We start from the raw sequence: 15,175 nt of genomic DNA on the forward strand, positions 1-15,175 counted from the left end.
AGCCATTCGACTTTTCTTTTTGAGTTTCAAGGAGCACCGGTGAACCAGGCCTATATCTACGACGCAGTCCGTACGCCCTTCGGGAAGTTCGGCGGAGCCCTCGCCGGGGTCCGCCCGGATGACCTCGCCGCCCAGGTCATCAAGGCATCCGTCTCACGCGCGCCCGGCCTGGACCCGGCACGCATTGACGAGGTGATTTTCGGCAACGCCAACGGAGCCGGCGAGGAAAACCGCAACGTGGCCAGGATGGCCACCCTGCTGGCCGGTCTGCCCACCTCGATTCCGGGCACCACGGTGAACCGGCTCTGCGGGTCCTCGCTGGACGCGGCACTCATCGCCTCCCGCCAGATCAACACCGGCGAAGCCGACCTGATGCTGATCGGCGGCGCCGAGTCAATGAGCCGCGCCCCCTGGGTACTGCCGAAAAATGAGAAGCCCTACCCGGCAGGGGACCAGACCCTGGCCTCCACCACCCTGGGCTGGCGCCTGGTCAATCCGGCCATGCCCAAGGAATGGACCGTCTCCCTCGGTGAAGCCACCGAGCAGCTGCGCGAGAAGCACGGTATCAGCCGTGAACGCCAGGACGAGTTCGCCGCTGCCTCCCACGCCCTGGCTGCCAAGGCCTGGGACGAGGGTAAATATGCGGATCTCACCGTTGCCGTGGACGGCGTGGAGCTGGACCGCGACGAAAGCATCCGCGCAGGCTCCACCGTGGAAAAGCTGGCCACCCTTCGCACCGTCTTCCGGCCCGCCTCCGACGATGCCTCCGGCGGCACCGTGACCGCAGGCAACGCCTCACCGCTGAACGACGGCGCTTCGGCAGCCTGGCTCGGCAGCGAGAACGCCGCCGGCATCCTGGGCATGGCTCCGCTGGCACGGATTGCCGGACGCGGCGCCGCCGCCAATGAGCCGCAGTTCTTCGGCTATGCCCCCGTGGAAGCGGCCAACCTTGCCCTGAAGCGTGCCGGCATCAGCTGGAGCGAGGTTGGAGCAGTGGAACTGAACGAAGCCTTCGCCGCCCAGTCGCTGGCCTGCCTGGACGCCTGGGACGTGGACCCGGCCATCGTCAACGCGTGGGGCGGGGCCGTATCAATCGGCCACCCGCTGGGTGCCTCCGGTACCCGCATCCTGGGCACGCTGGCCCGCCGCCTGCAGGACTCCGGAGAGCGCTGGGGCGTGGCAGCCATCTGCATCGGCGTCGGGCAGGGCCTCGCCGTCGTCCTCGAAAACGCCAACTGATACCCAGACACCGCACACGTTAGGAAAAACCGTGCTCAACATAGTGCAGGACGCAGATGAGGCCGTAGCGCCCATCCATGACGGGGCCACCGTAATGATTGGCGGATTCGGCCGCGCCGGCCAGCCCGTGGAACTGATCGAGGCGCTGCTGCGGCAGGGCGCCACGGACCTGACCGTGGTCAACAACAACGCAGGCAACGGGGAACAGGGCCTGGCAGCCCTGATCGGTGCCGGCCGCGTGAAGAAAATCATCTGCTCCTTCCCGCGGCAGTCCGACTCGCAGATCTTCGACGCGAAGTACCGTGCGGGGGAGATCGAACTGGAACTGGTGCCCCAGGGCAACCTGGCCGAACGCATCCGGGCCGCCGGCGCCGGCATTGGCGGCTTCTTCACTCCCACCGCGTACGGAACCCCGCTGGCCGAAGGCAAGGAAACCCGGGTCATAGATGGCCGCGGCTACGTCTTCGAAACACCACTGCACGCGGACTTTGCCCTGGTGAAGGCGCTGCGGGCTGACACAGCCGGCAACCTGGTCTACCGCAAGACGGCCCGGAACTTCGGACCCATCATGGCTGCCGCAGCCGGGCATGCCATCGTGCAGGTACGCGAAATTGTGGACGTTGGGGAACTGGACCCCGAAAACGTTGTTACTCCCGGGATCTACGTCAACAGCCTGGTCCGCGTGGACCGGGAGAAAGCACCGGCCGCAGCATGAGCACCGACAAGAAGCTGGACAAGAACGAACTCGCGGCCCTGGTCGCCTCCGACATTGCCCCCGGGTCCTTCGTGAACCTGGGCATCGGGCAGCCCACCCTGGTCTCGAACTATCTGGTGCCCGAACAGAAAGTCACGCTGCACACCGAGAACGGCATGCTGGGCATGGGGCCGGAAGCACACGGCGACGAGGTGGATCCGGACCTGATCAACGCCGGAAAAATCCCGGTAACGGAGCTGCCGGGCGCAGCCTACTTCCACCATGCCGACTCCTTCGCCATCATGCGGGGCGGACACCTGGACGTCTGCGTACTGGGCGCCTTCCAGGTCTCGGCTGCCGGTGACCTCGCCAATTGGCATACCGGGGCACCGGATGCCATCCCTGCAGTCGGCGGTGCCATGGACCTGGCCACCGGAGCCAAGGACGTCTACGTCATGATGTCCCTGTTCACGCGCGACGGCGTGAGCAAGCTGGTCAAGGAGTGCAGCTATCCGCTGACCGGGGTGGGTTGCGTGACCCGCGTCTACACTAATGAAGCAGTCTTTTTGCTGAAGGAGGACGGCGTACACGTACGCGAGACCTTTGGCACCACCTTCGAAGAGCTGGCGGCGAAGATGGATATCCCGCTGATCCGCGCCGCGGACGGAAGCTAGCAGGACACCAATCATGGGGGACAGATGAGCGAGACCGTGCCGGCCAGCGACCAGTATGTACAGTCGCTGGCCCGGGGCCTGCTGGTGATTCGCGCGTTCGACGCCGACCACGTGCAGATGACGCTCAGCGAGGTCTCCCGGCGCACCGGCCTGACCCGGGCCACTGCCCGGCGCTTCCTGCTCACCCTGGTGGAACTGGGCTACATCCGCACGGACGGACGGACCTTCGAGCTCACCGCTTTGGTGCTGCAGCTGGGATATTCCTATCTGTCGGGCCAGTCGCTGCCCCAGCTGGCCCAGCCCGTACTGGAGGACCTGTCCCGGCAGATCTCCGAGTCCACGTCCGCATCCGTGCTCGACGGCAGCGAGATTGTCTATATAGCCCGCATCCATACCCGCCGGCTGATGACCGTGGGCATTGCCGTGGGCACGCGCTTCCCGGCCTACGCAACGTCCATGGGGCGGGTCCTGCTCGCTGGGCTGCCCGAAGACCGGTTCGAGGATTACCTCACCACAGTGGACCTGCAACCGCTCACCGACCGCACCGTCACCGACCCTGCCCGGCTCCGCGAACTGGTTGCCGGCGTCCGGGAACAGGGCTGGGCAGTGGTGGACCAGGAACTCGAACAGGGCCTGCGCTCTGTCGCCGTCCCCGTGTACGACCCCCAGGGCAGGGTCTGCGCAGCCCTGAATACCTCCATGCAGGCAACGATGGGGCTGGGCGGGCCTACACTGGAAGATGCCGCGGCCCGCGTGCTGCCGCATCTGCAGCAGGCATCGGCCACCATCACTGATGCCCTGGCGGCCCGCAGTTAGTGATCCTGGCCTCACGTCACCGCGGAAGGCGTTAAGTCTGCTAGACTGAAAACCAATTGTTTGTGTGGCAGTGGATGAAGGCCGCTCGCGTGCCCTCCGTGGTGAGATACTCGGGGGAATGCATTCCGAAAGGAATGGGCGGGCCTGTTTCCGGGTTGCGGGCTTCTTGCGCAACGAATGCCACACTTTTGCACGCCTACGGTCGCTTTCGGCGAGAACACGGAACTTCTCGGGGCATTGCGGCAACGACTTTAAGCGCACCGCCCTGAGCCGGCTTCCAGCCGTCAGCGGGGCGGGGCAACCAGAGAATTATCTCGAGAAAAAACGGAGAACACGAAAGTGCCTACGATTCAGCAGCTGGTCCGCAAGGGCCGCTCACCCAAGGTCTCCAAGACCAAGGCTCCTGCCCTTCAGGGCAGCCCGATGCGCCGTGGTGTCTGCACCCGCGTTTACACGACCACCCCGAAGAAGCCGAACTCGGCTCTGCGTAAGGTTGCACGTGTCCGCCTCAACGGCGGCATCGAAGTAACCGCCTACATCCCCGGTGTGGGTCACAACCTTCAGGAACACTCCATCGTGCTGGTGCGCGGCGGTCGTGTGAAGGACCTTCCCGGTGTTCGCTACAAGATCGTCCGCGGTGCCCTCGATACCCAGGGTGTCAAGAACCGCAAGCAGGCTCGCAGCCGCTACGGCGCGAAGATGGAGAAGAAGTAATATGCCCCGCAAGGGTCCGGCCCCCAAGCGGCCGCTAGTACTGGATCCCGTCTACGGTTCCCCGCTGGTCACGCAGCTGATCAACAAGGTCCTGATCGACGGCAAGAAGTCCACCGCAGAGCGCATCGTTTACGGTGCACTTGCAGGCGCCCAGGAGAAGACCGGACAGGATCCGGTTGCAGCCCTGAAAAAGGCCATGGATAACATCAAGCCCAGCCTTGAGGTCAAGTCCCGCCGCGTTGGCGGCGCCACCTACCAGGTCCCCGTTGAGGTCAAGCCGGGCCGTGCAACTGCACTGGCACTGCGCTGGCTGGTTGGCTACTCCAAGGCCCGCCGCGAGAAGACCATGACCGAGCGCCTGCGCAACGAAATCCTGGACGCTTCCAACGGTCTCGGTGCAGCTGTGAAGCGCCGCGAGGACACCCACAAGATGGCCGAGTCCAACAAGGCCTTCGCCCACTACCGCTGGTAATAAGCCCGGCCGACGGCGGCCCCTCCTTCAAGGCCCTGCATTCCGCTACGGCGGGGTGCAGGGCCCGAAGCAGATAAACGCAGTCGAAACGGCAAACACCAAATATAGGGAGAAACCGTGGCACTTGACGTGCTTACCGACCTGAACAAGGTCCGCAACATCGGCATCATGGCCCACATCGATGCCGGCAAGACGACGACTACCGAGCGCATCCTGTTCTACACGGGTGTCAACCACAAGATCGGCGAGACCCACGACGGTGCGTCCACGATGGACTGGATGGCACAGGAGCAGGAGCGGGGTATCACCATTACCTCCGCAGCTACCACGTGTTACTGGGACAACAACCAGATCAACATCATCGACACCCCGGGTCACGTTGACTTCACCGTCGAGGTTGAGCGGTCCCTGCGCGTGCTCGACGGCGCCGTAGCCGTGTTCGACGGCAAGGAAGGCGTGGAGCCGCAGTCCGAGACTGTCTGGCGCCAGGCTGACAAGTACAACGTCCCGCGCATCTGCTTCGTCAACAAGATGGACAAGCTCGGCGCTGACTTCTACTTCACCGTCGACACCATCATCAACCGCCTGGGTGCCAAGCCGCTGGTTCTGCAGCTGCCGATCGGTGCCGAGAGCGAATTCGAGGGCGTCGTTGACCTTCTCGAAATGCGTGCCCTCACCTGGCGCGGCGACGCCAAGGGTGATGTCACCATGGGCGCCAAGTACGAAATCGAACCGATCCCCGCAGAACTGCAGGAAAAGGCCGAAGAGTACCGCGCGCAGCTGATCGAGACCGTTGCCGAGGCAAGCGACGAGCTGATGAACAAGTACCTCGAAGGTGAAGAACTCACCATCGAGGAAATCAAGGCCGGCATCCGCCACCTGACCATCAACTCGCTGGTCTACCCGGTTCTCTGCGGCTCCGCGTTCAAGAACCGTGGCGTTCAGCCCATGCTTGACGCCGTCGTCGACTACCTGCCCAGCCCGCTTGACGTGCCGAACATCAAGGGCCACGACATCCGCGACGAAGAGGTCATCCTCGAACGCGCCGCCGATGCCAACGCTCCGTTCTCCGCGCTGGCGTTCAAGGTTGTGACGCACCCGTTCTTCGGCCGTCTGACCTACATCCGCGTGTACTCCGGTCACGCTGCTTCCGGCGCCCAGGTCATGAATGCGACCAAGCAGAAGAAGGAGCGCATCGGAAAGCTCTTCCAGATGCACGCCAACAAGGAAAACCCGGTCGAGGAAATCACGACTGGCCACATCTACGCCGCCATCGGCCTGAAGGACACGACCACGGGCGACACCCTGTGCGATCTTCAGAACCCGATCGTGCTGGAATCCATGAGCTTCCCGGAGCCCGTGATTTCCGTGGCCATCGAGCCGAAGACCAAGGGTGACCAGGAGAAGCTCTCCACCGCCATCCAGAAGCTCTCCGAAGAGGATCCGACCTTCCAGGTCTCCCTCGACGAAGACACAGGCCAGACCATCATCGCCGGTATGGGCGAGCTGCACCTGGACATTCTGGTTGACCGTATGCGCCGCGAGTTCCGCGTCGAAGCCAACGTGGGCAAGCCCCAGGTTGCTTACCGCGAAACCATCCGCCGTGCAGTCGCCAAGCACGACTACACGCACAAGAAGCAGACCGGTGGTTCGGGTCAGTTCGCAAAGATCCAGATCGCGATCGAGCCGCTGGATACTTCCGACGGCACGTTCTACGAATTCGAGAACAAGGTCACCGGTGGTCGTGTTCCGCGCGAATACATCCCCAGCGTTGACCAGGGTATCCAGAGCGCCCTCACCGACGGTGTGCTCGCCGGTTACCCGGTTGTCGGCATCAAGGCGACGCTGCTTGACGGCGCTTACCACGACGTCGACTCCTCGGAAATGGCGTTCAAGATTGCCGGACGCCAGGCCTTCAAGGAAGCTGCACGGATGGCCAGCCCGGTTCTGCTGGAGCCGATGATGGATGTTGAAGTCCGCACCCCTGAGGAATACATGGGTGAAGTTATCGGTGACATCAACTCCCGTCGCGGACAGATGCAGTCCATGGAAGATGCAGCCGGCGTAAAGGTCATCCGGGCACACGTCCCGCTGTCCGGCATGTTCGGCTACATCGGCGACCTGCGGTCCAAGACCCAGGGCCGTGCCGTGTACTCCATGTCCTTCAACAGCTACGCAGAGGTCCCGAAGGCAGTAGCCGACGAGATCATCCAGAAGACGCGCGGCGAATAAAACCCTGGTCGGTGTTCCGGGGAACCTCGGAACACCGACCGTGTGCAGCGGGCCAGGGCTTCGGCCGGAAGCCCGCTGCATAGCCAGACTGAGCGGCCTCGCCAGGCTGCTGCGGAAATCGGCAATTTCATCAAATAAACAGCCCCCAGTAGACTTACATCAGTTTCAGTTGCGAAAAGCGCGGCTGAAGATTGAGTCTTCTAACTCTCTAGGAGGAACCCGTGGCGAAGGCAAAGTTCGAGCGGACTAAGCCGCACGTCAACATCGGCACCATTGGTCACGTTGACCATGGCAAGACCACGTTGACCGCTGCCATTTCGAAGGTGCTTGCTGACAAGTACCCTGATCTGAACGAAAAGCGCGATTTCGCTGCTATCGACTCTGCACCTGAAGAGCGCCAGCGCGGTATCACCATCAACATCTCGCACATCGAGTACCAGACCGAGAAGCGTCACTACGCACACGTTGACGCCCCCGGCCACGCTGACTACATCAAGAACATGATCACTGGTGCAGCTCAGATGGACGGCGCAATCCTCGTGGTTGCCGCTACCGATGGTCCGATGGCCCAGACCCGCGAGCACGTTCTGCTCGCCCGCCAGGTTGGCGTTCCCTACCTGCTGGTCGCACTGAACAAGTCCGACATGGTTGACGACGAAGAACTGCTCGACCTCGTGGAAATGGAAGTTCGCGAACTGCTGAGCTCCCAGGACTTCGACGGCGACAACGCTCCCGTCGTCCGCGTTTCCGGCCTGAAGGCTCTGGAAGGCGATCCCAAGTGGGTTGCTTCCGTCGAAGAGCTGATGGAAGCCGTTGACGAAAACGTGCCGGACCCCGTTCGCGACAAGGACAAGCCGTTCCTGATGCCGATCGAGGACGTCTTCACGATCACCGGTCGTGGAACCGTTGTCACGGGCCGCGCCGAGCGCGGTACCCTCGCCATCAACTCCGAGGTCGAGATCGTCGGCATCCGTCCGGTCCAGAAGACCACGGTTACCGGTATCGAGATGTTCCACAAGCAGCTTGACGAAGCATGGGCCGGCGAGAACTGTGGCCTGCTGCTCCGCGGCATCAAGCGCGAAGACGTAGAGCGTGGCCAGGTTGTCGTGAAGCCGGGTTCCATCACCCCGCACACCGACTTCGAAGCCAACGTCTACATCCTGTCCAAGGATGAAGGCGGACGCCACAACCCGTTCTACTCGAACTACCGCCCGCAGTTCTACTTCCGTACCACGGACGTAACCGGCGTCATCACCCTCCCCGAGGGCACTGAAATGGTTATGCCCGGCGATAACACTGAGATGACCGTTGAGCTCATCCAGCCCATCGCTATGGAAGAGGGCCTCGGCTTCGCTATCCGCGAAGGCGGCCGCACCGTTGGATCAGGCCGCGTCACCAAGATCATCAAGTAATTTGATGTTCTAGCCTGAACCTCTTCGGTTCTTAGCAGGACCCCGTTGCTACGGCAGCGGGGTCCTGCTGCGTTTAACCCCGGAAGGCTGCTGCAGCTCCCTGGCCAGCAGTGAGCCCGTTTCCAGTCCCTGATCAAAGGCGCGCACGGCGTTCAGGCCGGAGGCGTCCAGTGCTCCGCCAATGACGGTGCAGGGAATCCGTTGGTGCAGCAGGGCGGAGTGGAGGGGATTGTGCGGCACCTGCCCGGCTGCCAGCAGCACGGTGTCCGCCGGCAGCAGCACGGTTTCTTGCGCGGTGGCCACGAGCAGTCCCTCAGGAGTGACTTCCAGGGGCGTTGTTCCGGGAAGGGTGCGCACCCCGGCAGCGGCGAGCTCCTGCAGTACGGCCCAGCGCGTGGACGGTCCGATTCCCTCTCCGATCCGGTGTCCGCGCCGGAGGAGGGTCACGTCGGCCGGCCCTCCAGGGGTCCCCGTGAGCAGGCGGGCCAGGTCCACGGCTATTCCTCCGGCTCCGATGACCACCACCCGGCGGCCCAGGTCTGCGGGCGCGGCAAATGCCTCGCGGTAGTCCCGGACGGGCAGCCGGCCGGTGCGGGGCAACGGCACCGGCCGGGGACGGACACCCGTAGCAAGGATTACGTGGGCATAACCGGATAACGCCTCCGCCCCGGGGGATTCGCAGGGCCGGATCCGGACGCCCAACCGCGGAAGCTCGTTGCGGAAGTACCTGATGGTTTGCAGGAAATCTTCCTTTCCCGGCACGGTTCCGGCCAGACGGAACTGGCCGCCGATTCCGTCGCTCTCCTCATAAAGGTCCACGGGCACCCCGGCCTGCGCCAGCGTGGCTGCCGCCTGCAGGCCCGCCGGTCCTGCGCCGACGACGGCGACGTGCAGGTCGGGTGCGGGAACGGAACGGACCAGCGGGAACGCGAGCTCACGGCCGGCCCGCGGATTCACCAGGCAGGAGACCGGTTCCGTGCCGAGCGAGCGGTCTATGCAGGCCTCGTTACAAGCGATGCAGGTGTTCACCAGTTCCGCCTGCCCGCGCCGGGTCTTGGCCACAATCTCCGGATCCGCGAGGAAGGGACGGGCCATGGAGACCACATCGGCCTGGCCGGCGGCAAGGGCCTGTTCGGCCAGATGCAGCGAGTTGATCCGGTTGCTGCCGATCACCGGTACCTGCACGCCGGCCCCGGCAAGGGCGGCACGGATGCTGCCGGCAATACCCATCCAGTGCCCGTGCGGGACAAGCGCCTGGACGGAGGGCACGCGTGACTCGTGCCAGCCGATCCCGATGTTCAGGGCGTCCGCGCCGGCCGCTGCCAGGGCAACCGCGAGGGCACGGGATTCCTCCAGGGTGCTGGACCCGGCCACGAAATCAGCCCCGGACGTGCGGTAAATGACCGGATATGCGGGACCGACGGCACCGCGTACCGCTGCAAGAACCGCCAACGGGAACGACTGCCGACGCTGCGGGTCACCGCCCCACCCGTCCGTGCGAAGGTTGGTGAGCGGTGAGGCGAACTGATTGATCAGGTAACCCTCCGAGCCCATGATTTCCACGGCGTCGAAGCCCAGCGACTGCGCTTGGGCAGCTCCCGCAGCGAAGTCGGCGAGAACGGCCTCAATCTGCTGCTGGGTCATGGCGGCCGGCACGGCGCGGGAGAAGCCTGAGTAGACCTCCGACGGGGCGGCAGGGCGGAGTCCGTAGCTGGACTCGAAGGCGTACCGGCCTGCGTGGAAGAGCTGGAGGGCGATCTTCCCGCCGGCACCGTGCACGGCCTCCAAAGTGGGGGAGAGGACGGCAGCGGCTTCCGGTTCGTTTATCAGCAGGTAGTTAGGGCCGGCTGCCCCGGTACGGCTGACCGCCGCCCCGCCGGTGACTATCAGCGCTGCGCCTCCGGCAGCCCGTTCCCGGTAGAAGGCGGCCAGCGCCTGCGGATCGTCCTCCCGGTTCAGGTGCATGGAGCCCATCATGATCCGGTGGGCCAGCCGCAGCGGGCCCAGGGAAACGGGTGTGAAGACCCTGTCCGGCATCGGTGGGCGCCTGACCGTCAGCCGAGTGATTCCGGTGCCGCTGCCGGGTCCGGGACATCCGCTGCGGCGGCAGCTTCAGCTGCACCAGCCGACGCCCGGCGGAAAAGATCGCGGGCTATGACCGTCTTTTGGATCTCGTTGGTGCCCTCTTCGAAGCGCTGGGCACGCGCGTCCCGGTACACCCGTTCAATGGGCATGCTTTTCCAGTAGCCAATGCCGCCGTGGACCTGCAACGCCTTGTCGGTGACACGGGTGAGCATGTCCACTGCGGTCAGCTTGGCCATGGAAGAGAGCGCCGGGGCGGCGTCCGAGCCCTTCTGCCAGTCTTCCGCTGCCTGCAGAGTCAGAGCGCGGGCCGCAGCAATATCGGCTTCATTCTCGGCCAGCGAAAAGGCGATGGCCTGCCGCGAAGCCAGCGGCTTGCCGAACGTGGTGCGCTCCAAGGCGTACGCCACGGCCAGTTGCTGCGCCCGCCCGGCCAGGCCAACGCAGCTCATGGCCACCGAAATCCGGCTCGGGGTCAGGAAGCCGCCCAACGCGACCGCCAGCCCGTCCCCTTCGGCGCCCAGCCGGTGCGACACCGGAACAGGTGTGTCCGTGAAGGTCAGTGAGGCATGGTCCGTTCCGTGCACCCCGAGCGTCTCGGAGGTGTTCTCAACAACCACACCGGGGGCATGCCTGTCCACCAGCAGCGCCACCGTGCCGTCGCTGCCGGAGCTGCCCTCAATCCGGGCGAACAACAGCCAGTAGTCGCAGCGTACGCCGAAGGTAATCAGGTGTTTGCGTCCGGTCAGGTAGTAGGTGTCCCCGTCCCGCCGGACGCTGGAGGTGATGTCGGCGCCGGTGCCGTTGCCCGGTTCCGTCAGTGTGAAGGCAACGATCAGCTCGCCCGCAACAGAGGGCCGGACAAACTTTTCCCGCTGCTGTTCATCCGCGTGCGGGTTCATGGCACGCCAGGTGCCGTTGACCACGTGCACGATCATGCGCACGGAGGCGTGGGAACGGGAGAAAACCTCCATCAGCCCCATCCACTGCACAAAGCTCAGCCCTTGTCCGCCCAGTTCCACGGGCGCTGCGAGGGAGAGGAAACCTGCCTCGCGCAGCTCCTTCCACAGCGAGTCAGGAACTTGCCCGGTGGCCTCAATGCGTCCGGCCCACTCCTCGCCGGGCCCCTCCACCCAGGACGTGACGGCTGAAAGCAGCTCACGGTACCGGGTGTCGGGAACGCTGCTGCCCCTGCCGTCTGCGGTGATGCCGGTGACGCTCACAAGCTGCTCCGATCCGGGGAGGGTAAAGCGGAAGAGACACTGTCACCGCCGGTGAAACTGCGTGCCATTTCGCGCAGCAGAAACTTCTGCACCTTGCCCACCGCGTTGCGCGGAATATCTTCCAGCAGGTGAAGGTGCTCGGGCCAATAGTGCTTGGACACCTGGTGTCCGTCCAGAAACGCGGTGAGGTCCGTCAGCCGGGGCCGGTTTCCCGGCGCCGGAACCACAAAGGCGCAGGCCCGCTCACCCAGCCGGTCATCCGGCATGGCCGCGAGTGCCACGTCAGCTACGGCGGGATGCCGGTACAGCAACTGCTCAATCTCAGCCACCGGGATTTTCTCCCCTCCGCGGTTGATGATGTCCCGGACCCTGCCGGTGATGTGCAGAAATCCGTCCGCATCGATGACGCCGGTGTCGCCGGTGCGGTACCAGCCGTCTTCGGTAAAGACTTCCTTGGTCAGGTCGGGGCGGTCAAGGTAGCCCTCGAAGACAGTCGGGCTGTCCAGCTCGAAGTTGCCTTCGACCCCGTCAGGAAGGAGCCTCCCGTCGTCGTCGACAATCCGTGTCTGCACCCCCGCCAGTGCGCGTCCGTCGGTGCCCCACACCTTCACCGGTTCGTCCCGCGGGGAAGCCAGGGTGCCAAGGCAGGTTTCCGTGGTGCCGAAGGCGCCGCAAATCCGGGCACCGAGGACGCGGGTGGCACGCTCAGCCAGATGCCGGGGAACGGCAGCGCCCGTGTTCACGAAGATCCGCAGACTGGAGGGTGCCGGCGCACCCGTGTCCACCGCCCGGACCAGATCCGAGAGGAACGGGGTGGCAGCCTGGACAAACGTGGCCCGCCAGCCGCTCATCAGCGCCAGGGCGCGCTCTGCATCCCAGACGGGTTGCAGGACCTGCGGGCAGCCCAGGACAAAGGAAAGCCACATGCCGTACAGGAAGCCGGTCTGGTGGGCTAGGGGGGAGGGGATGAAGACGGCATCATCACTGGTCAGGCCCAGATGGGTCACTTCCATGGCGGCGGCCCGGCTGAGCGTGGAATGGCGGTGCACAACACCCTTAGGCTCACCGGACGTGCCGGAGGTGAACAGAAGCTGCGCGGCGTCCCTGGCCGCCGGTGCATATTGCGCCAGCACCCGGTGGTCCGGCCGTGCACGTTCCAGAGTGTCCGTCCAGTCAGCGAACTCCGGGCCGCCGGTCACCCGGGGAAGGGGCCGGGGGGAGGGGGTATCCCGCACTACCAGGACCCGTTCAACGGTGGCTGCTGTTCCCGGGTCAGTCCCGCCCACACGCTGCAGCAGCCCGGCGAGTTCTTCGGCGGGGCGGCGGCCGCGGAACTCCTCTACCGTCACGAACAGGCGGGCACGGGCGCGGTGCAGGGCCAGGGCCACCTCGCGTTCGCGGAAAATCGGCATAATGGGGGCAGCGACGGCGCCGATGCGCAGGGCAGCGACAGCGAGGATGACAAATTCGCTGCGGTTGGGGAGCTGGAAGGCCACGCGGTCGCCCGGCCGGATCCCCAGGTCCAGCAGGGCTGCTGCAACCCTGTCAGCCCGGGCGTCCAGCTCCGCCCAGGTCAAGTGGCCGGCGGTGCCGGCGCCGCCGTCGATCACTGCGCTTTCATTGGGCCGTTCTGCGGACCACCGCCGGACCCATTCGGGCCCGGTGACCGACGCGGCGGCTTCCACCCCGGCCTGACCGGTGATGGTGCGCGGCCGGCTGCCCCTGGCAGTGCGGACGGGGCGGGTGATGCGGGGCCGACGGATAACCCCCTCCTCCACCTGCATCCGCAGCCCGAACGTGGTCATGGCGGCAAGATACTCGGGGTAGGAGATGCGGTAGGCGTGGGGGTAGCTCAGGGTGCTGCGGCCCTCGGCAGCGGTGGCAGCCAGCGCCAGGGACATCAGGACCCGGTGATCGTTGAACGAGGAGAGATCCGCCCCGTTGACCCCGGAGACGCCGTGGATCATCAGCGTGGAGCCCTCCACGGTAAGGTTGGCCCCCATCGAATTCAACTGCAGCATGGCAGCGACCCGGTCCGATTCCTTCATCCGCACGTGGTCAATGTTCCGGAACGTGCTGCGGCCCCGGGCCAGGCATGCCATCACGGAGAGGACCGGGAGCATGTCAGGCACCCGCCGGCAGTCGACGTCGATGGGCGCCAGCTGCAGTCCGCTGTGGCGGATGCTGACGGAGCCGGCTGTCGCGTCGGCCACCATGGGCACCCCCATCTCCGCTGCCAGGTCCAGGAAGTCCGCTTCGGGGTGGTCCGATCCGGCAGAAGAGACGGCGGGGAGCCCCGCAAGCGTCACATCCGCCGGGTGAAGGGCCGCCGCAGCGATACCGAAGGCAGCGGATCCGATATCCGGCGGCATCCGCAGATCTGTGGGGACAGCCTGCTGGTCCGGGGCTATCCGGAAACGGCGAAAGTCTTCGGAGACGTCCACCTGCAGGCCGAAACGCTGCATCATGGCTACCGTCAGTTCTATGTAGCTGCTCTCATTCTGCTCGCCGTCAACTACCACCGTGGTGTGGCTGCGGGCAAAAGGCGCCAGCAGCAGAAGCCCGGATATCCACTGCGACAGGGTGCCGGGGATATGCACTTCTCCGCCGTGCGGCCGGCCGGCCGTGACGTGCAGCGGCGGGCAGTCATTGGGTGCCCAGATGTCCACCCCCATTTGGCGCAGCGCGGCCAGCAGGGCGCCGACGGGACGGCGCTGGAAGTACTTCTGGCCGGTCACGACGACGTCGCGGGAGGCCAGCGACGCAAGTCCGGCCATGAAGTAAAGAGTGGTGCCGGAACTGCCCGCGGACACGGCGGCACTGCGCGGCTGGTAGGGGCCGCCGTGGACGACGAAGGTATCGTCCTGCACGTCGATCCCGGTGCCCAGCCGGCGGAGCATGGCCACGGTGTATTGCACGTGGCGTGCGTCGGTGAGGCCGGAAATCCGGCTGGTGCCCGGTGCCAGGGACGCCAGGATTAGTGCTCGGTGGGCGTGGTATTTGGAGTTGGGAACCTGCACCGTCCCGGTGATGCTGCCGGTGTCCATGCCGCTGTGGGTTCCGAGGACCGAAAGATACATGGCCGTGAGGGCCTTTCTGTCGTCTGCGTGGTTACCGCTACCCTCGTGCGCCGATGACGCTACCAGTTGGGTCTGCGGGCCGGAACAGGTCTGCCCGAGACGCATCGCAGCCGGTGCGAATCAGTTGTTGCACTGTGGTGCTGCCTGTTCTCCTCCACAGGAGTCCCCGGCGGCGCATAGCGGCGGCGTTATACACAACCGCGGGCGCGGGTGCCACTGCGGGCGGCGTGCCGCACCTTAGGATGGGCAGCAATTACGCCAACCGGAAGGAAGCAGTGACATGGGGGTCTTCCTGCTATTCCTGGCTGCCATAACAGCCAGTTTCTTCGTGGGACGGGTCGTGGGTGTGAAGGCGGGCCGGGGCACGGACCTGCTGGGCCGCCGGGTGCCGCCGCCGGCGCAGATCTATGACGAGGGCTACCGTGCGGGGCTGGCCGCCGCCGCAGCGCGTTACGGGCAGGCAGGCGCCGGGGTGGCGGCCGGGCAGGGACAGCCGGCGACAGGAAATCCAGTGACGGGTCCTGCAGCAGCCGGGCC

At 65.3% G+C, this 15,175-nt stretch carries 12 protein-coding genes; 9 read left to right on the forward strand and 3 right to left on the reverse strand.

From position 1 onward, the window contains the following. Positions 1–39 precede the first annotated feature (39 nt). The 8 genes from AC5RVB_RS15425 (at position 40) to tuf (ending at position 8,253) form a co-directional block, all read left to right on the forward strand. Entirely contained in the window at positions 40–1,239 is a 1,200-nt protein-coding gene (locus AC5RVB_RS15425; RefSeq protein WP_227903877.1) for a thiolase family protein, read from the forward strand. 31 nt (positions 1,240–1,270) lie between these two features. Then, entirely contained in the window at positions 1,271–1,954 is a 684-nt protein-coding gene (locus AC5RVB_RS15430) for a 3-oxoacid CoA-transferase subunit A (RefSeq protein WP_227903875.1), read from the forward strand. Next, complete coding sequence (locus AC5RVB_RS15435; protein WP_227903873.1) at positions 1,951–2,607, forward strand: 3-oxoacid CoA-transferase subunit B; 657 nt, start codon at positions 1,951–1,953, stop codon at positions 2,605–2,607. Before AC5RVB_RS15430 ends, AC5RVB_RS15435 begins: the two co-directional genes overlap by 4 nt. Positions 2,608–2,631: 24 nt before the next feature. Next, a complete protein-coding gene (locus tag AC5RVB_RS15440) occupies positions 2,632–3,423 on the forward strand; it encodes an IclR family transcriptional regulator domain-containing protein (RefSeq protein ID WP_227903871.1) in 792 nt (263 codons plus the stop codon). 339 nt (positions 3,424–3,762) lie between these two features. Beyond that, positions 3,763–4,137, forward strand: coding sequence for a 30S ribosomal protein S12 (gene rpsL / locus AC5RVB_RS15445; protein WP_104052742.1), 375 nt, complete (start codon positions 3,763–3,765; stop codon positions 4,135–4,137). 1 nt (position 4,138) lies between these two features. Further along, positions 4,139–4,609, forward strand: coding sequence for a 30S ribosomal protein S7 (rpsG, locus tag AC5RVB_RS15450; protein WP_227903869.1), 471 nt, complete (start codon positions 4,139–4,141; stop codon positions 4,607–4,609). 117 nt (positions 4,610–4,726) lie between these two features. Further along, positions 4,727–6,841 carry an elongation factor G gene (gene fusA, locus AC5RVB_RS15455; RefSeq protein ID WP_227903867.1) on the forward strand — a complete coding sequence of 705 codons (2,115 nt, stop codon included), beginning with the start codon at positions 4,727–4,729 and terminating at the stop codon, positions 6,839–6,841. Between the two features lie 221 nt (positions 6,842–7,062). After that, positions 7,063–8,253 (forward strand): elongation factor Tu, encoded by a 1,191-nt coding sequence (gene tuf, locus AC5RVB_RS15460; protein WP_227903865.1) that lies wholly within the window; start codon positions 7,063–7,065, stop codon positions 8,251–8,253. Positions 8,254–8,301: 48 nt separating this feature from the next. On the opposite strand, the gene AC5RVB_RS15465 is transcribed toward tuf, so the two are convergent. The 3 genes from AC5RVB_RS15465 to aroA are packed head-to-tail and all read right to left on the reverse strand — an operon-like array spanning position 8,302 to position 14,638. Continuing rightward, positions 8,302–10,290, reverse strand: coding sequence for an oxidoreductase (locus AC5RVB_RS15465; RefSeq protein ID WP_494143079.1), 1,989 nt, complete (start codon positions 10,288–10,290; stop codon positions 8,302–8,304). Positions 10,291–10,307: 17 nt separating this feature from the next. Then, entirely contained in the window at positions 10,308–11,558 is a 1,251-nt protein-coding gene (locus AC5RVB_RS15470; protein WP_494143080.1) for an acyl-CoA dehydrogenase family protein, read from the reverse strand. Continuing rightward, on the reverse strand, positions 11,555–14,638 hold the full coding sequence (aroA, locus tag AC5RVB_RS15475; RefSeq protein ID WP_494143081.1) for a 3-phosphoshikimate 1-carboxyvinyltransferase: 3,084 nt from the start codon (positions 14,636–14,638) through the stop codon (positions 11,555–11,557). The genes AC5RVB_RS15470 and aroA overlap by 4 nt, the downstream gene beginning before the upstream one ends. Before the next feature lie 280 nt (positions 14,639–14,918). Here aroA and AC5RVB_RS15480 point away from each other — a divergent pair. Then, on the forward strand, positions 14,919–15,175 hold a 257-nt coding region (locus tag AC5RVB_RS15480), incomplete at its 3' end, for a hypothetical protein (protein ID WP_494143082.1).

It is taken from the genome of Arthrobacter sp. Y3225209 (assembly GCF_059090685.1).